Source organism: Leisingera aquaemixtae, from assembly GCF_001458395.1.
GTDB lineage: Bacteria > Pseudomonadota > Alphaproteobacteria > Rhodobacterales > Rhodobacteraceae > Leisingera > Leisingera aquaemixtae.
In genome coordinates this window covers 151,140-169,002 of the sequence record NZ_CYSR01000011.1, presented here as the reverse complement: position 1 = coordinate 169,002, position 17,863 = coordinate 151,140, and the positions used below count along the sequence as shown (strand labels likewise).

The 17,863-nt window shown below is 67.4% G+C and carries 12 protein-coding genes; 8 read left to right on the top strand and 4 right to left on the bottom strand.

The window, feature by feature from the left end; genetic code table 11:
* Positions 1 to 29: 29 nt before the first annotated feature.
* Positions 30 to 5,480 (bottom strand): alpha-2-macroglobulin family protein, encoded by a 5,451-nt coding sequence (locus PHA8399_RS06585; protein ID WP_208856274.1) that lies wholly within the window; start codon positions 5,478 to 5,480, stop codon positions 30 to 32.
* 149 nt (positions 5,481 to 5,629) lie between these two features.
* Between PHA8399_RS06585 and PHA8399_RS06580 the strand changes: the two genes are divergently transcribed.
* Positions 5,630 to 7,900 carry an ATP-binding protein gene (locus PHA8399_RS06580; RefSeq protein ID WP_058285375.1) on the top strand — a complete coding sequence of 757 codons (2,271 nt, stop codon included), beginning with the start codon at positions 5,630 to 5,632 and terminating at the stop codon, positions 7,898 to 7,900.
* Between the two features lie 447 nt (positions 7,901 to 8,347).
* Here PHA8399_RS06580 and yaaA read toward each other — a convergent pair whose 3' ends face one another.
* From yaaA to PHA8399_RS06565, 3 genes are all read right to left on the bottom strand, one after another.
* Complete coding sequence (yaaA, locus tag PHA8399_RS06575; RefSeq protein WP_058285374.1) at positions 8,348 to 9,112, bottom strand: peroxide stress protein YaaA; 765 nt, start codon at positions 9,110 to 9,112, stop codon at positions 8,348 to 8,350.
* Between the two features lie 42 nt (positions 9,113 to 9,154).
* Positions 9,155 to 11,221, bottom strand: coding sequence for a DNA helicase RecQ (recQ, locus tag PHA8399_RS06570; protein WP_058285373.1), 2,067 nt, complete (start codon positions 11,219 to 11,221; stop codon positions 9,155 to 9,157).
* A gap of 140 nt (positions 11,222 to 11,361) precedes the next feature.
* A complete protein-coding gene (locus PHA8399_RS06565) occupies positions 11,362 to 11,649 on the bottom strand; it encodes a YggT family protein (RefSeq protein WP_058285372.1) in 288 nt (95 codons plus the stop codon).
* Between the two features lie 135 nt (positions 11,650 to 11,784).
* On the opposite strand from PHA8399_RS06565, the gene PHA8399_RS06560 reads away from it, so the two are divergent.
* The 7 genes from PHA8399_RS06560 (at position 11,785) to PHA8399_RS06530 (ending at position 17,786) form a co-directional block, all read left to right on the top strand.
* The gene (locus tag PHA8399_RS06560; protein ID WP_058285371.1) at positions 11,785 to 12,333 is read left to right on the top strand and encodes an acyl-CoA thioesterase; all 549 of its coding nucleotides are present in this window, start codon (positions 11,785 to 11,787) and stop codon (positions 12,331 to 12,333) included.
* 17 nt (positions 12,334 to 12,350) lie between these two features.
* Positions 12,351 to 13,748 (top strand): MFS transporter, encoded by a 1,398-nt coding sequence (locus PHA8399_RS06555; protein ID WP_342027517.1) that lies wholly within the window; start codon positions 12,351 to 12,353, stop codon positions 13,746 to 13,748.
* Positions 13,745 to 14,614 carry a penicillin-insensitive murein endopeptidase gene (gene mepA, locus PHA8399_RS06550; protein ID WP_058285369.1) on the top strand — a complete coding sequence of 290 codons (870 nt, stop codon included), beginning with the start codon at positions 13,745 to 13,747 and terminating at the stop codon, positions 14,612 to 14,614. Before PHA8399_RS06555 ends, mepA begins: the two co-directional genes overlap by 4 nt.
* A complete protein-coding gene (locus tag PHA8399_RS06545) occupies positions 14,587 to 15,501 on the top strand; it encodes an esterase-like activity of phytase family protein (protein WP_058285368.1) in 915 nt (304 codons plus the stop codon). Before mepA ends, PHA8399_RS06545 begins: the two co-directional genes overlap by 28 nt.
* 161 nt (positions 15,502 to 15,662) lie before the next feature.
* On the top strand, positions 15,663 to 16,298 hold the full coding sequence (locus PHA8399_RS06540; protein WP_058285367.1) for a queuosine precursor transporter: 636 nt from the start codon (positions 15,663 to 15,665) through the stop codon (positions 16,296 to 16,298).
* Between the two features lie 258 nt (positions 16,299 to 16,556).
* On the top strand, positions 16,557 to 16,976 hold the full coding sequence (gene arfB, locus PHA8399_RS06535) for an alternative ribosome rescue aminoacyl-tRNA hydrolase ArfB (protein WP_058285366.1): 420 nt from the start codon (positions 16,557 to 16,559) through the stop codon (positions 16,974 to 16,976).
* Between the two features lie 63 nt (positions 16,977 to 17,039).
* Positions 17,040 to 17,786 (top strand): SDR family oxidoreductase, encoded by a 747-nt coding sequence (locus PHA8399_RS06530; protein WP_058285365.1) that lies wholly within the window; start codon positions 17,040 to 17,042, stop codon positions 17,784 to 17,786.
* Positions 17,787 to 17,863: the final 77 nt, after the last annotated feature.

The window sequence follows — 17,863 nt, the reverse complement described above, 5'->3', positions numbered from 1 at the left end:
GCTGCCCTCTGAGCTGTTCAGCCAGCGTGTCACCTGACCTCCACGCGCCCCGTGCCGGTGCGGGCGCGGTAGGCGGGGCGGTACATGTCCTCGACCGAGGCGGCGGGGTGGTGGAACGTGCCGGGCGTCACCGCGCGGACCACATAGGCCAGCGTCACCGGCGCGGCATCGCGCGCATTCACCGCCGCCAGGAAGCGGTCGCTGCGGAACTCAGCGTGTTCGGCCTCTGCCGGGTTCAGCCAGTCGAGATCGCGCAAATCGCCGGAGCGCAGCAGGTTGGGGTTGTCGATCTCAAATCCCGCGGGCAGCGGGTCGTTGATCATCAGCCGGGCGCCGGTCTCTTCATGCGGCATCACCCGCAGAACCGCCACGAACCGCGCGCCTGTCTGCACGGACTGCGCGTCCAGCGGCTGGCCCTCCAGCGTGTAGTAGCTGCGCTCGATGGTGTAGCCGAAGCCGCCCGCGGCAGGCGGGACCTCCGGCACGCCAAGGGTGGTGAGCGTGATCTCAGCCGTGCGGCCATTGGCGGCGGTCAGGGCAAGTTCCGGCATGTCCTGACCGTCTGCGGCCTGCACAAACGGGCCCTGAACCGGCTGGCCGTTGACCAGCAGGCCAGAGGCCTCGGGGGTCTGCGCCAGCGCGCGGGCGGCCATCAGGGTCCAGGCCGCCTCTTGCGTGGAGCGTTGGCCGCTGGCGTTCGAGATCCGCGCCGACAGGCGGGTCCGGTCCACCGCGTCCGATCCGGCCTCTGCCGCCAGCGCCAGAACGCCTGCGGTGTCGCGCAAGGCGGTGCCGAAGTCGGCGCGCCAGAGGCGGGCTTCGCCCTGCGCCTCGGAACCGGTCATCCGGGCGGCGCGGGCAAACATCCGGTCCGCGCGGCGCTGGTCGCCATAGGCCGCGAGCGCGGCGCCCAGCTGGGCGGCGGCGAGCGGGGTGGCAAAGGCGTCGCCCTTCACATCCGCATAGTAGCGCAGGTCGCCCATCTGGGCCGCACCTTCACGCGCCAGCACCAGGAGGGCATAGGCGATCTCCTCGCCGCCCGTGTCGAAATCGGCGGCGTAGCTGATGCGGTTGCGCAGGTTATCCATCGCCTGGGCGAAGGCTTGCTGCGGCACCTCATACCCTTGCGCGCGGGCGCGGCTGAGGAAGTCGCTGGCGTAGGCATCCAGCCAGAATTCGCCGCTGTCGGCGCGCCACATCCCGAAGGCGCCGCTGGGGGCCTGGCGGGTCAGCACCTGGCGGATGGCGGCGTTAATGCGCGCGTCCACCGCCGGGCCGTTACCCAGCCCAGCTGCCTGCGCGACGCTGCTGAGGTAGAGGAGCGGCAGCGCCTTGGAGGTCACCTGCTCGGTGCAGCCGTAGGGGTACTGGTCCAGCTCCGCCAAAAGGCCCGGCACGTCGAACTTGGCAAGCGGGCCGGAGGAGATGGTGGCCCGCGCAGTGCCGGGGCGCAGGCCGGTGAAGACGTCCTTGCTGAACAGGAACGTGTCGCCTGCTGCGAGAGTGAAGCGGCGGGTTTCCGACGTCACCGGATCATTGGCGCGGACCGGCATCCGCAGGTCCTGCCGCAGCTGCTGCCCGTCGGGTGTGGTGAGGGTGAGGGTCAGCGCATGGTCGCCGATGGTTTCTGCCGTGACCGGCAGGTCCAGCACGGTCTTGCCCTGCTCCGCCAGAGTGACGGAGGCCGGCAGGCTGCCGAGCGTCAGGCCGCCTGCGGTGCTGGCTGTCAGCTTCATCTCACCTGCCGGGCCGTCGGCGTGGACGATTTCGATGCGGGCGCGGCTTTGATCGCCCGGCGCCAGGAAGCGCGGCAGGGCGGCGGTGACCACCACCGGGTCGCGCACCAGCATGTCGGCCTCGGCCTGGCCCACGGCCTTGCCCGACCAGGCCACCGCCATCAGCCGCACGGTGCCGTTGAAGGCGGGCAGCGTCAGGGGAAAGTCAGCCTCGCCATTGGCGTCCACCTGCAGCGGGCCGGAGAACAGCGCCACCAGATCCTGGGTAGGGGGCGGCGATTGCATCTTCATGCCGCCGTCCGCATCGCCGCCGGAGCGGATGCGGCCCATGGCGCCATTGCCGGGGTCGATCAGGCGGCCATAGACGTCGCGCAGCTCCATCCCCAGACGGCGCTGACCGAAGTAATGCGCGCTGGGATCGGGGCTTTGGAACCCTGTCAGATTGAGGATGCCGAGGTCGACGGCGGCGGCGGTCAGCCAGACCTCCTCGCCCTCCGCCGCGCCATCCACACGGATTTTGGCCACTTGCGTGCCGCGCGGGCGGGCCACTTCGGGGACGTCAATCGCGACCTGCAATTGCTGGCCGGGCTGGGTGACGCTGGCGTGGGCGAGGCCCAGGGCGCGCAGCGGGGTACGGCCGCGGTCGCCTGCCACTGGCTGGATCACCGTGGCGGTCACATAGGCGCCGCTGCCCCAGTCCTGCGTGACTTCCAGCGGGATCACGGTTTCGCCGGCAGGGACCTCAACCGCCATGCGGTGGATCAGATGGCTGGAGACCACCGAGACCAGCGCGGTGCCCGCGGCCTGCGGCACGATGCGCAGGCGGGCGGTGCTGCCGGGGGTGTAGCTTTCGCTGTCCAGCGACAGGTCCAGACGGGCGGGTGTCTCGGTGTTGCCCTCGGGCGCGTACCAGCCGGCATAGAAGTCAAAGGCGGCGGAGGCATATTCGCCGTCGAGGCGCTCCACCACCAGTTCATAGCGGCCCCAGTCGACCGGCTGCGACAATGGCAGGGGATCGCTGCCCAGCTGCGCCTCGCCGGTGGCGATGCGGGTGCGGCGGGTCACCGGCTCCCAGTTCCAGTTGCCGTAGAGCTGGTACCACTGATAGCGCGTCTCGACCCGGTTCAGGGTCCATTTGACGCGCATCGGCATAGGCGTCAGGTCCGGCGACAGGGCGATCAGTTCAAAGCCTGCTTCAGAACCTTCTGCCGCGGCCTCTTCAAATTGCGGCTTGATGCCGAGGACCGGACCCGCGGGGCGGACGGGCAGGTCCAGGGAGCGCTCCACGGGCCGGGCGGACCCATCCGCGACGCGGGTGGTGAAGGTGGCGAGCAGCGGCTTGCCTTCTGCCGGGGGGACGGCTGGCAGGCTGACGGTGAAGGCCGCGGCACCGTCAGGGCCGGTTTCCTGGCCGCCGAAGTGTTCGGTCTGGGGCGAGGACGCCTCATCATAGCGGCCAAAACGAAAACCCGGCCATTGTTCCAGAGTATTGGCGGCGGTGAGGCGGACGCTGCCCTCCACCTTCAGGCCCGCGCCCGGCGCGCCGAACAGGTAGTCGGCTTGCAGCGCGATCTGAGCTGTACCGCCGGGCTGGAGGCTTTCTGCATTCGTTACCTGCTGTTCAAAGTCGATGCGCTCCGGCAGAAAATCCTCAACCAGGATCTGGCGGCTGGCGAGCGCGGGGGCCTTGAGGTCGCTTTTGATCTCGACCCGCCAGGTGCCGCGCGGGGCGGCGGGGCCGGTGGCAAGCGCAAAGACATGGCCGCCCTGATGGCCTGCGGCGGAGGTCTGGCGGGTGTATTCCACCCCGTCGGGGCGCAGGAGAATCGCAGTCAGCGGCAGGCCGTCGATGGCTTTCGCCTGGCTGTCGCGGGCCAGCGCGGTCACATGCACGGTTTCGCCTGCGCGGAAGGCGCCGCGGGTGGTGGCGAGGAAGACATCCACCGGCCCCGGTGCGGGGCGGCCGGCCACACCGCGGTCAGAAAGGTCAAAGGCGGCATCGTTCAGGGGCAGGAAGGTGAAGTCGCCCTCCCCCGCCCGCGCGGTGATCAACGCGGGTGCCGCGCCGCCGGTGCCGCGGTTGAGGCCGGGGGCGAAATGCACATAGCCGCTGGCGTCGCTGGCTGCTGTCGCCAGAACCTCGTTGGCTGAGGAGATCAGGCTGACCTCGGCGCCGGCGTGCGGCTTGGCGTCCGCCAGGCCCTGCACCTGCACATGCAGGCCGTCGCTGCCGGACATGGTGGAGAGGCCCAGGGAAGTCAGCACGAACCACTGGGTGGCACCGGCGTCTTCATAAGGATCGGCCCCTGGCACCCGGGCGGTGAGGGCATAAAGGCCCGGTTTCTTCTGCCCTGTCAGCGCATCTTCCAGCGGCAGGCGGCTGGTCATCGCCTGATTGAGCGCGGTGTCCACCTCGGCGCTGCCGGTCCAGATTTCCTCGGCAATTTCAGACGCGAAGTTCTTGTCCTCCCACTGCGAGAGCGGCTTGGCGAAATAGCCCTCCTGCAGGGTGCGCAGCACGTTGCGGCTGCTGACCCGGCGCAGGCGCAGGTCCAGATCCGTCAGGTTCACGGTTTCCACCGGCAGCGCCGCCGCGCCGCCCGCGGGCAGCACATAGGCGCGGCCCGGGAAGCGGACCTGCGGGGCGCGGTCGCGCACGTAGTGGGTCAGCTCCACGTCCTTATACAGCTGCTCGCCGCTGGCGGCGGGCAGGCCGCGGCGCAGGGTCAGGCGGTAGCGCTTGCCGTGCTCCGCCCCGTCGAGGCACAGCTGGCGGCCCTGCACGGTGACGGCCAGGCCGGCCTCGGCCATGCGGACGTAGTTTTCGTAATCGGTTCCGGCCTGTTCCAGATCCTCCGAGAATTCGGCGCAGATGCGCGGCGCGGCGCTGTCGCTTTCGACGGTGCTGGCCAGCACGCGGAAGCCGTGTTTGGCAATCGCATCCTCCAGCCGGGCGGCGCGGGCCTCATCCGGCGCGATGTCCTGCGCCAGCCGCAACAGCGGCAGCATGGCACGGCCCCTGCCCTGCAGCTGCTGCGCCTCGGCTGCTGCCGCCAGCGCCTCGGCCTGCGCGGCCGGGTCCGCGGCCCGCAGATAGCCGTTCAGCGCGGCATGATAGGCCTGCGCGCGGTAACGGTTCTGCTGGCTGCGGCTGCTGCTGTACTTGGCCGCGCGCAGCAGATACGCGGAAAACTGCGTCCAGTCCGCGGCCGCGTCGCCCAGCACCACCGCTTGCGCCATCCAGCGCAGGGCAGCCGGGGAATCACCGTCCCGCAACAGGCTGCGGGCGGCGGCGCGGGCCTCTGCCGGGGCATTTGCGGCCAGCGGATAGTCCAGCCCCAGGGTGCGCGCCAAGGCGGCGGCGTCCTGCAGCTCCTGCGCGGGCAGGAAATCCAGCCGCGCCGCACGCGCCGCGGCCGCTGCGGCCAGACCCGGGGCGGCGGGCTGTTTCACGGCGGAGAGGGCGCCTGCGTAGGGGCTGGACTGCGTCAGCTGCGATTTGGGGAAACAGGCATTGGCGCGCTGGTTGAAAACAAAGCCTGCGCAATCCGCCTGCGCGGAGCAGGCGCGGGCGCAGGACTGCACGTCGGTGCCGTACAGAGGCTGCAGGTCGGAGCCGAAGAAATCCGTGTCCGCATAAGAGCGGTAACGGTAATCGGGCACCTCCGGTCCGGCCCAAGCCGAAGGTAAAACCGTAATAAAAGCAATAAAGTAAAATAAGGCAGAAGCTAACAGACGCGGCATGGCACCCTCCAATACTGGGGACAGGCTGGCACGGGCTTAACGTCATAGCAAGATTCCTCCGCGTAACACATGAGGGGCAGCCCTGCGGCCGCCTGTGCGGGAATTTGCCGCGCGTTGTTTGTCTTGATGCATTGCCGGAGTTTGCAGGGATGAGCCTTGCCGACAAATTATCGGAAGAAAGGCGGGCCCGGCTGGCCGCCGAGCGGCTGCTTGAGCTGAAGCAGGCGGAGCTGTCTGCTGCCAACCGCAAACTCGGCCGCCACGCGCTGGCATTGACCAAGCAGATCGGCCAGACCCAGGCGGAAGTCGCCACCGTGCGCGACGAAAACGCCAAGGTGAAATCCGACCTCCACACCGCCAACGAGAAAATCGAAACCGCGGAGCGGCGCCTGTGGCATTCGATCCAGGCGTTTCAGGACGGGTTTGCCTTTTTCGACACTGACAGCAACCTCATTGGCGCCAACACCGCCTATCTCAACATCTTCGACGGTCTGGAGGAGGTGGCGCCCGGCATCTCCTACATGCGCATCCTGCAGCTGCTGACCGACGAGGGGCTGATCAACACCGGCGGCATGGCCCCGGATGCCTGGCGGGCGATGATGAACGAACGCTGGCTCTCCCCCGCGCCGGAACCGGTGGTGGTCCAGCTTTGGGATGAGCGGTACCTGCGCCTGATCGACCAGCGCGGCCATGACGGCGACATGGTGACGCTGGCGCTCGATATCACGTCGACCGTGCGCTATGAGGAGGAGCTGCGCGCCGCCCGCGCCCGGGCCGAGGCCGCCAACCGCGCCAAATCCGCCTTCCTCGCCAATATGAGCCATGAGATCCGCACGCCGATGAACGGGGTGGTGGGCATGGCGGAACTGCTGTCAGACACGGGGCTGAACGAGGAGCAGCGGCTGTATGCCAGCACCATCAAGAATTCGGGCGAGGCGCTGCTGGTCATCATCAATGACGTGCTCGACTACTCCAAGATCGAAGCCGACAAGCTGGAGCTGCATCCCGAGCCCTTTGACCTGGAGCGCAGCCTGCATGAGGTGGTGATGCTGCTGCAGCCCACCGCCCGGGACAAGGGGATTGCGCTGCTGGTCGATTACGACCTGTTCCTGCCGACCCGCTTTACCGGGGATCCGGGCCGGATCCGGCAGGTGCTGACCAACCTGGCCGGCAATGCGGTGAAGTTCACCAAGGAGGGGCACGTGACGCTGCGGGTGACCGGCATCACCTCTCCCGACGACAAGCAATGCGCGGTGCATGTCAATATCGAGGACACCGGCATCGGCATCCCGGAGGAGAAGATCAGCCACATCTTCGGCGAGTTCAACCAGGTCGAGGACGAGCGCAACCGACAGTTCGAAGGCACCGGCCTGGGGCTGGCGATCTCCAAGCGGCTGATCGAGATGATGGGCGGCGAGATCTGGGTCGACAGCGAGGAGGGCAAGGGCTCCTGCTTTGGCTTCCGCCTGCCGCTGCCGGTGGAAGCCGGCCCCGAGGCGGCGGTTCAGGCGCTGCCCAGCACCCTGCGCCACGTGCTGCTGGTGGATGACATGCCGCTGAACTGCGAGATCCTGCAGAAGCATCTGCTGATGCTGGGCATCCAGGTCACCACCGCCGGCACCGCCGCTGCTGCGCTGGCAGCGATGCAGGACGGGATCGACCTGGTCATCAGCGGCCACAACCCGCCGGTGCTGGACGGTGTGCAGCTGGCCCGGAACCTCAGGTCCGGGCCGTGGAGCGGGGTGCCGGTGCTGCTGCTGAACTCCAGCCCGCAGGCGGCCAATGATCCGGAAATCCGCCAGCTGGTGAACGGCGTGCTGCAGAACCCGGTGCCGCGCGGCGAGCTGTTCCGCCAGCTGGCGCGCCTGGCCGGCCCCGGCAGGCCCGCCGCGGTGCAGGCGGCCCCTGTCGCGAAGCCGGAGCCTGCCGCCGCCGCCATTCCGCTGGCCGCGCCGCCGGAACCGCCCGCGGCGCCGGCCTCCCCCGAAGCCCGGCGGATGCGGGTGCTGGCGGCAGAGGACAACAAGACCAACCAGCTGGTGTTCCGCAAGATGGTGAAGGAGCTGGACATCGACTTGAAATTCGCCGGCAACGGCTTGGAGGCGATCGACGCCTACAGCAGCTTTGAGCCGGATCTGATCTTCATGGACATCTCGATGCCCAAGATGGACGGCAAGGAAGCCACCGCCGAGATCCGCAAGATCGAGGCCGGAACCGGCCGTCACGTGCCGGTGGTGGCGCTGACGGCGCATGCCATGGCGGGCGATTCCGAGGGCATTCTGGCTGCCGGGCTGGATCATTACCTGACCAAGCCGCTGCGCAAGGCGCTGATCCACGAGAAGATCCGCGATTTCGCCCCGGCCGGCACAAGGCCGCTGGACCCCGGCAGCCCGCCCGCCGTCTCCGCCGCCGGGGGATGACGCGCGGCCGGAGAGCGTCTGCGCCGGGCCGCCCGCAGCTGGGATAACCGGCCTTCGGGAGCCGCGGCAGTGCCGTGCCCTGACCCGGCCGCCGGACCAGCCGGTCAGGCGGAAGCCGGTGAGATGAAGGCCAGTCATGCCGAGGCCGGTCAGACGCAGGCCAGATATGCAGAAGCCAGTCAGGCTTCGGGCAGTCAGACGGAGACCGCGCTGGCGGAGGCTGCTCAGGCTGAAGGTGCTCAGCCCGGGCTGCAGCCTGCGCCGGGCAGGATTGCAGCTGCCAGGCCCTCCCGCGCCCGCGGGCGCACCGGCTGCGCCGGAACGCCCTCTGTGCGGCCTTGGGCCCGGCAGCGCGCGTGCCGCGCGCTGCCGGGCCCAACCGGGACGGTGCGTTCTTTGAATGTGCCGGAGCGGGCGGGAGCTGCCCTCTTTTATGTCAAGTTCAGGTCAAGCCTTGCGCAGGAAGACGGGCTTGTCCGGCTCCGACATCTGCGGCTGGTACGCGTAGCCGCCGGCGTCAAAGTACTTGAGGCTTTCGCTATCCGTCAGCCGGTTCTGGATGATATACCGCGCCATCGCGCCGCGGGCGCGTTTGGCGTAGAAGCTCACCACCTTGGGGGTGCCGTTCTTGTCTTCCATGAAGACCGGCGTGACCACCCGCAGCTTCAGCGCCGCCAGATCCACCGCGCCGAAGTATTCCTGGCTGGCGCAGTTCACCAGCACCTGCGCGCCCACCGCGTCTGCCTGTTCATTCAGTGCTTCCGAAATCCGGCTGCCCCAGAAGTCATAGAGGTTCTTGCCGCGCGGGTTCTTCAGGCGCGAGCCCATTTCCAGCCGGTACGGCTGCATCGCGTCCAAGGGCCGCAGCACGCCGTACAGGCCGGACAGGATGCGGAAATGCTCCTGCGCCCAGGCCATTTCCTCAGGCTCCAGCGAGGCGGCCTCCAGCCCCTGATAGGTGTCACCGGCAAAGGCCAGCGCCGCCGGGCGGGTGGCGTCTGTCTTGGGGTCGGCGGCAAACTCCTGGAACCGTGCATAATTCAGCTTGGCCAGATCCTCGCTGATGTGCATCAGCTTCATCAGATCCGCCACCGATTGCCCGCGGGCCACCTCTGCCAGCGCCACCGCATCGTCATGCAGCGCGGGCCAGGTCATCTCCTGCTCCCGTTCCGCCCAGTCCAGCTTCTTGGCCGGAGAGGTCACTACCAGCATATCTGCCCCCAAAATTTCCTAGCCCGGTTTCTCGGCGCGACCCTAGCCCGCGCCGCGCAAGACGTCCAGAAACGCCGATGCGAAACGTTCGGCGCGGCGCTCCCCCAGCAGCCTGGTGACGCCGGTCTCGTCCTCCGGGCGCATCTGCGCCACTTTGGCCAGGAGCGACGCAGAACAGGTGAGCGGTTTCAGCGTGCCGCACGCGCCGCGCGCCAGCTGCGCCTGCACTTCCAGCAGCGAATCATAAACGGAGCCGGACTCCCGCCCCGCCAGCTTGCGCCGCGCGGGATGCAGCTGCTCCGCCGCGCCGGTGATCACACCCAGGAAGTCATCGCCGTAGCGTTCCAGCTTCTTGGCGCCGACGCCGTTGATGCGGGCCATCTGGTCCAGCGTTTCCGGGCGCATCTCTGCCATCTCGATCAGGGTGCGGTCGGGGAAGATCACATAGGCCGGCACTTTCTGCGCCTCGGCCAGGGCGCGGCGCTTGGCCTTCAAGGCCGACAGCAGCGGCGCGTCCTCCTCGGAGACCAGCGCCTTCACTGCCGGGCGGCGGTCGGCGGATGTGATGGTGTCGCGGCGCAGCTCAATGGTTTGCTCGCCGCGCAGGATCGGCAGCGCGGATTCGGTAAAGCGCAGGGCGCCGTGGCGTTCGGGGTCGGGGCGCAAGAGGTCGTGGCCCATCATCTGCCGGAACACCGCCTGCCACTGACGCTTGCCGAATTCCTTGCCGCAGCCATAGACCGACAGCTCGTCATGGCGCTTGGCGCGGATGCGCTCGTTGTCGGCCCCCAGCAGAATGTCGATCAGATGGCCGGAGCCGAACCATTCCTCGGTCCTGAGCACCGCTGACAGCGCCTTCCTCACCACGGTGGTGCCGTCGAACACATCCGCTGGCGTGTCGCAGAGGTCGCAGTTGCCGCAAGGCTCTGCCTCTTCGCCGAAATAGCCCAGCAGTTTCTGGCGGCGGCAATGCAGCGCCTCGGCCAGGCCAAGGAGAGCGTTCAGGCGGGCGTGGTCGGCGGCGCGGCGTTCGGGCGGGGCCAGCCCCTCGTCGATCTGCGAGCGGCGCAGGCGGATGTCGTCGGGGCCGAACAGGGTGAGGGTTTCCGCAGGCGCGCCGTCGCGCCCTGCTCGGCCGATTTCCTGGTAATAGGCCTCGATGCTTTTCGGCAGGTCGGCGTGGGCGACCCAGCGAATGTCGGGCTTGTCGATGCCCATGCCAAAGGCGACGGTGGCAACCACGATCAGCCCGTCCTCGCGGGCGAAGCGGGTTTCGACGATGCGGCGGTCCTCGGCCTCCATGCCGCCATGGTAGAAACAGGCGCTGTGGCCTGCGTCGCGCAGGGCGGCGGACAGCGCTTCGGTCTTGGCGCGGGTGCCGCAGTAGACAATGCCGGATTGCCCCTTGCGGGCGGCGGCGAAGTCCAGGATCTGGCGGCGGGGGCTGTCCTTGGCGCCAAAGGCAAGGTGGATGTTGGGCCGGTCAAAGCCTCGCAGGAAACTGCGGGGGGCCTCGCCGTCGAACAGTTTCTGGACGATTTCTTCCTGGGTTTCCTGGTCCGCGGTGGCGGTGAAGGCTGCCAGCGGCACGTCCAGGGCACGGCGCAGCTCGCCGATGCGCAGGTAGTCGGGGCGGAAATCATGGCCCCACTGGCTGACGCAATGGGCCTCGTCCACCGCGATCAGGCTGACGCCGATACGGCGCAGCATGCCCATGGCGGCGCCGGAAGCGAGACGCTCGGGCGCCATGTAGAGGAGCTTGAGCCGCCCGGCCTCGATCGCCTCCCAGACCATCTCGGTCTCTTCGTCGGTATTGCCGGAGGTGAGGGCGCCGGCGGTGACGCCGGCCTCCTGCAGGGCGCGGACCTGGTCGCGCATCAGCGCAATGAGGGGGGAAATCACCACGGTGATGCCGTCGCGCAGCAGCGCGGGTAGCTGGTAGCACAGCGACTTGCCGCCGCCGGTGGGCATGATCGCCAGCACGTTTTCCCCGGCGGTTACTGCGTCGACGATCTCTTCCTGGCCGGGGCGGAAGGCGTCGAAGCCGAAGATCTCGCGCAGGATCGGGGACGCGCCAGGGAGTTCTGCCGGGGATGCCGGGGCTGTCATGGGGGCGAAGGGCCTTGTTGTGGTGGTCTGCTCTTACTTGGCAGGCACAATCCCACAGGAGGCATGGGGCGGCAAGGGGGGCTTAGGCCAGCAGCGGGAATGCCCGGCGGTGCCGCCGGGCGAAACACTTTCAAGCTGGTTCAGTAGAACGCCGCCATGTTGTTCATCAGGATGATGCGCAGCGCGTAGACCGCGACCAGCACCACCAGCGGCGCCAGATCCAGCCCGCCCATGTTCGGGATCACGCGGCGCACCGGGGTATAAAGCGGTTCCAGAATCCGGTTCAGCCCGTACCAGATCTGCGCCACCAGCTGCTGGTGCAGGTTCAGCACCTGGAAGTTGATCAGCCAGCTCATGATCACATGGGCAATGATGAAGAACCAGACAATGTCCAGGATCAGCATCAGGATTTGGAACAGCGAGACCATCTGTTATCTTTCCTCTTTCGAACAGCCACACAGGTAAGCAGCCGGCAGGAAATACGCAAGGCTTCCGCGAGGTTGCGGTTGACGCGCTGTAAACGGGTGGCATCACGGGCACATGCGAAACAGGAGCGCCGTGCGATGTACCCGATTTTCCGCCTGATCAAGGATACCGTTCTGGCCAGCCGGATGGAGCGGCTGCCGATCACTGGCCTGCATGTGTCCAGCCATATCTGCTGGCCCTGGGATCTGGACATGTGGATGGAGCTGAACAACGGCCGCACCATGACCCTGTACGATCTGGGCCGCACCATGCTGGCGCAGCGGGTCGGGCTGATCCGCTGCCTGCGCGAGAACCGCTGGGGGCTGACGGTGGCCGGGTCTTCGGTGCGCTACCGCCGCCGCATCCGCGGCTTTGAGAAGTTCGAGATGCGCAGCCGCACCGCGGGCTGGGATGATAAATTCATCTATGTCGAGCAATCCATGTGGAAGAAATACGGCGACTGCGCCAGCCACGTGATGCTGCGCACCGCGGTGACCGACCGCAACGGCATCGTGCCGCCCGCCAAGGTGCTGGCGGCGCTGGGGCAAAATGCAGAAACCTCGCCCGAGCTGCCGGCCTGGATCAAGGGCTGGTGCCAGGCGGATGCGGGACGCCCCTGGCCGCCGATGCAGGACGGGCTTGCCTAGGCCCCTGCCCGCCTGTCATACCTGAAGGCAACAATAAAAAGAGGCCGGGTATGCAGCAGGTGTCCACGCGCAAGCGGATCTGGGGATGGTGGTTCTTCGATTGGGCCAGCCAGCCGTACCAGACACTGCTGGTCACCTTCATCTTCAGCCCGTTCTTTGCCGCCGTGGCCGCCGAGCACTTCATGGGCCAGGGCCTGGACGGCGAGGCCGCCAAGGCGCAGGCGCAGACCGTCTGGTCGATGTGCCTGACCGTGACCGGGCTGATCATCGGCTTCGGGGCGCCGTTCCTGGGCGCGCTGGCCGACATCACCGGGCGGCGCCGGCCCTGGATCGCCGTGTTTTCGCTGATGTATCTGATCGGCGCCTGGGGCCTTTGGCACATGGATCCCGCGGGCAGCAACCTGTGGTGGATGCTGGTCAGTTTCGGCTTTGGCTTCATCGGCGCCGAGTTTGCCCTGATCTTTGTCAACGCCCAGCTGCCAACGCTGGCCAGCCGCGAGGATGTGGGGGATATTTCCGGCTCCGGCTTTGCCTTTGGCTATCTGGGCGGGGTGATTTCGCTGTTCATCATGCTCTTGCTGTTTGTCGAACAGGGCAGCGGCAAGACCCTGATCGGCCTCAGCCCGGCCCTGGGCCTGGATGCCGGGGCGCGGGAAGGCACCCGCGCCGCCGGGCCGTTCACCGCGATTTGGTTTGCCGTCTTCATGATCCCCTATGTCCTGTGGGTGAAGGACCGCGGCGCGACCGGGCGCAAGGCGACGCTGGGCAAGGCCTGGCAGATGGTGGTCAAGCTGGTCTCTGGCCTGCGCCGGCGGCTGAGCCTGGCGAGCTATCTGGGGTCTTCGATGCTGTACCGCGATGCGCTGAACGGGCTTTATGGCTTTGGCGGCGTCTACGCCAAGCTGGTGCTGGGCTGGGAGATCACCCAGATCGGCATCTTCGGGATTGTCGCCGCCCTCGCCGCCACCCTGTTCAGCTGGCTGGGCGGCAAGGCGGACCGGCGGTTCGGGCCGAAGCCGGTGATCATCGCCGCGATCCTGGTGCTGTCGCTGGTCTGCCTGATCATCGTCAGCATGTCGCGCACCCAGTTTTTCGGCGTCGTGCTGGCGGAGGGCTCGACCCTGCCGGACACGGTGTTCTTCGGCTGCGGTGTGCTGATCGGCGGCTTTGGCGGCATCCTGCAGGCCGCCAGCCGCAGCCTGATGGTGCGCCACACCAGCCCCAGGGACGCAACTGAAAGCTTTGGCCTTTACGGGCTGTCGGGACGGGCCACCGCGTTTCTGGCGCCCGCACTGATCGGCTTGGCGACCACGCTGACCGGCAGCGCCCGGCTGGGGATCACCCCCGTCATCGGGCTGTTTCTGATCGGATTGATACTGTTATTCTGGGTTCATGGAGAAGGAGATCAGGGTTGAGACTGTTATTTGCCACATGTTTAGCGGTTGCTGGTTTACTCAGTCCGGCAAGCGCGCAGACCCCCGCCAAGGCTCTTTTCGGGGCCAAACCCGTTGCCTCCCCGCACCGTCCAGCCCCCTTCGGCTCTTACGCCAAGGGCTGTGTCGCCGGCGCCGAGCAGCTGCCGGAAACCGGCCCCACCTGGCAGGCCATGCGGCTGAGCCGTAACCGCAACTGGGGGCACCCGGCAGCGATTGATTTCGTCAAGGACCTGAGCCGCGTGGCTGCGAAGCAGCGCGGCTGGAAGGGGCTTTATATCGGCGACATCAGCCAGCCGCGCGGCGGGCCGATGCTGTCGGGCCACCGCAGCCATCAGATCGGCCTGGACATCGACATCTGGATGCGCCCGCCCGACCGGCTGAACCTGAGCCGCAGCGCGCGCGAGAACATCTCCTCGATCTCGATGCGCCGGGCCAATGGCGCCTATGTGAACGCCAGCTGGACGCGGGCGCATCACGAGATCCTGAAGGCGGCCGCCAAGGACAAGCGGGTGGCGCGGATTTTCGTCTTTCCAGGCGCCAAGGTGCAGATGTGCAACGACGAGAAAGGCGACCGCCGCTGGCTGCGCAAGATCCGGCCCTGGTGGGGGCACCATTACCATTTTCACGTGCGGCTGAACTGCCCCCGCGGCGCCCGCGGCTGTGTCGATCAGGCGGCTCCGCCCAAGGGCGACGGCTGCGCCGATGCGCAGCAGTGGGTCAGCAACATCCTGAACCCGCAGCCGCCGAAACCGGTTGACCCGAACGCGCCAAAGCCTAAACCTCGGCGGGACTACACCCTTTCGGACCTGCCTCAGCAATGCGCCGCCGTTCTGCACTCAAACTGATCCTGGCATTTACCGCCGCCGCCGGGCTGGCGGCGGCGGCTTTTGCGGCCAGCCGCCCTGCCGCTGCCGTGACCGCCAAGGCGCAGTATCTGGGCAGCTATACCTGGAACCTGAAACAGCCCTGGTTCGGTGGCTTCTCCGCGCTGAAGATCAGCGCAGGCGGCCGCGAAATGACGGTGCTCAGCGACCGGGCCACGCTGGTGACAACCAGCATCCGGCGCAAGAAGGGGCAGATCTCCGGCGTGACCGCCCGCACCGCGCATGGGCTTCGCGCCTCCACCGGCAAGATGCTGAGCGGCTTTGCCGGCGACAGCGAGGGCCTGGCCATCGCGGCGGACGGCAGCCGTTACATCTCCTTTGAGGGCGCGGCGCGGGTCGCCCGCTACCGCCACGCGCAAGGCCGCGCCAAGGTGCTGCCGCGGCCCGCCGCGTTCCGCAAGCTGCCGGTCAACAAGTCGCTGGAAACGCTGGCGATCGATGCCCGCGGCGATCTCTACACGCTGCCGGAACAGGCCTTTGACCAGAACGGGCAGATCCCGGTCTGGCGCTGGAACGGCCGCCGCTGGTCGCGCCCCTTCAGCCTGCCGCCCTCAGGCGGCTTCCTGCCGGTGGATGCCGATTTCGGGCCTGACGGGCGCTTTTACCTGCTGGAGCGGGACCTGACCTTTCTGGGCTTCCGCAGCCGCCTGCGCCGCTGGGACATGACCGCTGGCGGCCCCGCGAACGAGACGGTCCTGCTGCAGACCGGCCCCGGCACCCACGACAATCTTGAGGGCCTGTCGGTCTGGACCGATGACACCGGGCGGCTGCGCGCCACTATGGTGTCCGACGACAATTTCCTGCCGCTGCAGCGGACGGAACTGGTGGAATACGCTCTGCCCCGCTGATCTGCGCCCTGCGCCGCGCCAGCGGCGCCCGGCCCAACCGCGGGCGGGAGCCCCTGCCCGCACCCGGGAGGCTTGCACCGCGGGCCGGAGCATTTTAAACGGGCCGGTCTTTTGCTGCCGCGGAGAAATTTTCCGCGCCCCGAAACAAACGGATCCGATCCATGACCCGCTCGCATATCCCCGGCATTCTTGCCATGGCCGCCGTGGTGGCGGCCTCCAACATTCTGGTGCAGTTCCTGTTCGGCCAGTGGCTGACCTGGGGCGCCTTCACCTATCCGGTCGCCTTTCTTGTCACCGACGTGATGAACCGGGTCTACGGCGCCGCCGCCGCGCGCAAAGTCGTGGCTGCCGGCTTTGTCGCCGGGGTGATCTGCTCGCTCATCGGCACTCAGGTAATGCTGCAGGGCGATGGCTTCACCTACCCGGCGGTGACCCTGCGGATCGCGCTTGGCTCCGGCCTTGCCTTCCTCACAGCGCAGATGCTGGATGTGGCCGTGTTCTCTGCCCTGCGCGAGGGAAAATGGTGGCGCGCGCCGCTGGCCTCCACCCTGATCGGCTCCTCCGTCGACACCGCGATTTTCTTCACCCTGGCGTTTTCGGCCGCGCTCAGCTGGCTGGAACCGGCCAATGACGTGTCCTGGGCCGGAGAGATGCTGCCGCTGCTGGGCGTTGGCCCCGAATCCCCCTTGTGGGTTTCGCTGGCCCTGGCCGATTGGCTGGTGAAATTGTCGCTGGCCGTGGTCGCCCTTGTGCCCTTCCGCATCATCGTGCGTAAGCTCACCGCAAAGACCACATGATTTTGTTTTGACATTAACCGAATCTGTGGCAGGCTGGACTTACACGAAACATCAGAAAGGAGGTGCCCATTGTCTAGAGAAGCTATGGAGAGCAGTGCCGGAACAGTTCAGAAGGAGTGCGGCCGAGGCAGCCCTTGGCACGAATAGCCCGCTGAATTGGTGCTGACCTAACCGGTGCACCTCCTATCATCTCGAAGGGCTGTTCCCCCGTGTGGGAACAGCCCTTTCGATTTTCCGGTGGCTATTTCATAAAGAGCCATGATCCGCATCAACGACCAAATCAGCCTGCAGGACTGGGAAATGACCGAGAGCTTCATTCGCGCCTCGGGCCCGGGCGGGCAGAATGTGAACAAGGTGGCGACCGCCGTGGAGCTGCGGTTCGAGGCCGCCCGTTCGCCCGCGCTGGCGCCTGCGGTCAAATCGCGGCTGAAGCGGCTGGCAGGCCGCCGCTGGACCAAGGACGGCGCGATCATCCTGCAATGCGACGAGACGCGCTCGCAGCAAAGAAACCGCGACATCGTGCGCGAGCGGCTGGCGGAGCTGGTGCGCAAGGCGCTGGTCGCACCGAAGCGGCGGATTGCCACCAAACCCACCCGCGGCTCGGTCAGGCGGCGGCTGGACGCCAAGAAGCAGCGCGGCGAATTGAAAGCGACGCGCGGTAAAATCGACCCGGATTGACATGGGATTGCGTCCGCCGCCCGCTCCCCGCATGCTGACGCCAAACAGTTCGGGAGGGAAATCATGCGGCTGGACGGAAAGACCGCCATTGTGACCGGCGGCGCCTCGGGCTTTGGCGCAGGCATCGTGCGCAAGTTCCTGGCGGAAGGCGCAAAGGTGATGATTGCCGACATCAACGGCGCCGCGGCAGAGGCGATGGCGGCAGAGCTGGGCAGCAGCGCCATCGCACAGACCGTGGATGTCTCGGACGGCGCTTCGGTCACTGCGATGGCAGAGGCGGCGCTGGCGGACTTCGGGCATCTCGACATCCTGGTGAACAATGCCGGCGTCACCCATCTGCCCGCCCCGCTGGAGGAGATCAGCGAGGACGACTTTGACCGGGTGATGGGTGTCAACATGAAATCGGTCTACCTGACCGCCCGCGCGCTGGTGCCGCATATGAAGGCCAACAAGGCGGGCGCGATCCTGAACGTGGCCTCCACCGCCGGCGTGTCGCCCCGCCCCAACCTCAACTGGTACAATGCCTCCAAGGGCTGGATGATCACCGCCACCAAGACCATGGCGGTGGAGCTGGCGCCGCATGGCGTGCGGGTGAATGCGATCAACCCGGTTGCCGGGGAAACGCCGCTGCTGAAATCCTTCATGGGCGAGGACACCCCGGAAATGCGCGCCAAGTTCCTGTCCACCATCCCGATCGGCCGCTTCTCAACGCCGGAGGACATGGGCAACGCGGCCTGCTTCCTGTGCTCCGATGAGGCCAGCATGGTCACCGGTGTCGCGATGGAAGTGGACGGCGGGCGCTGCATCTAGCGGCCCTGTTTTCATCTTTCCCGAAATACTCCCGCCGGAGGCCGCGCGCGCCAGCGCGCTTCATTCAGCAAAAGGAC

Coding starts and splice junctions, on each gene's coding strand:
- PHA8399_RS06585 (WP_208856274.1), bottom strand. CDS start 5,480: ATGCCGCGTCTGTTAGCTTCTGCCTTATTTTACTTTATTGCTTTTATT.
- PHA8399_RS06580 (WP_058285375.1), top strand. CDS start 5,630: ATGAGCCTTGCCGACAAATTATCGGAAGAAAGGCGGGCCCGGCTGGCC.
- yaaA (WP_058285374.1), bottom strand. CDS start 9,112: ATGCTGGTAGTGACCTCTCCGGCCAAGAAGCTGGACTGGGCGGAACGG.
- recQ (WP_058285373.1), bottom strand. CDS start 11,221: ATGACAGCCCCGGCATCCCCGGCAGAACTCCCTGGCGCGTCCCCGATC.
- PHA8399_RS06565 (WP_058285372.1), bottom strand. CDS start 11,649: ATGGTCTCGCTGTTCCAAATCCTGATGCTGATCCTGGACATTGTCTGG.
- PHA8399_RS06560 (WP_058285371.1), top strand. CDS start 11,785: ATGTACCCGATTTTCCGCCTGATCAAGGATACCGTTCTGGCCAGCCGG.
- PHA8399_RS06545 (WP_058285368.1), top strand. CDS start 14,587: ATGCGCCGCCGTTCTGCACTCAAACTGATCCTGGCATTTACCGCCGCC.
- PHA8399_RS06540 (WP_058285367.1), top strand. CDS start 15,663: ATGACCCGCTCGCATATCCCCGGCATTCTTGCCATGGCCGCCGTGGTG.
- arfB (WP_058285366.1), top strand. CDS start 16,557: ATGATCCGCATCAACGACCAAATCAGCCTGCAGGACTGGGAAATGACC.
- PHA8399_RS06530 (WP_058285365.1), top strand. CDS start 17,040: ATGCGGCTGGACGGAAAGACCGCCATTGTGACCGGCGGCGCCTCGGGC.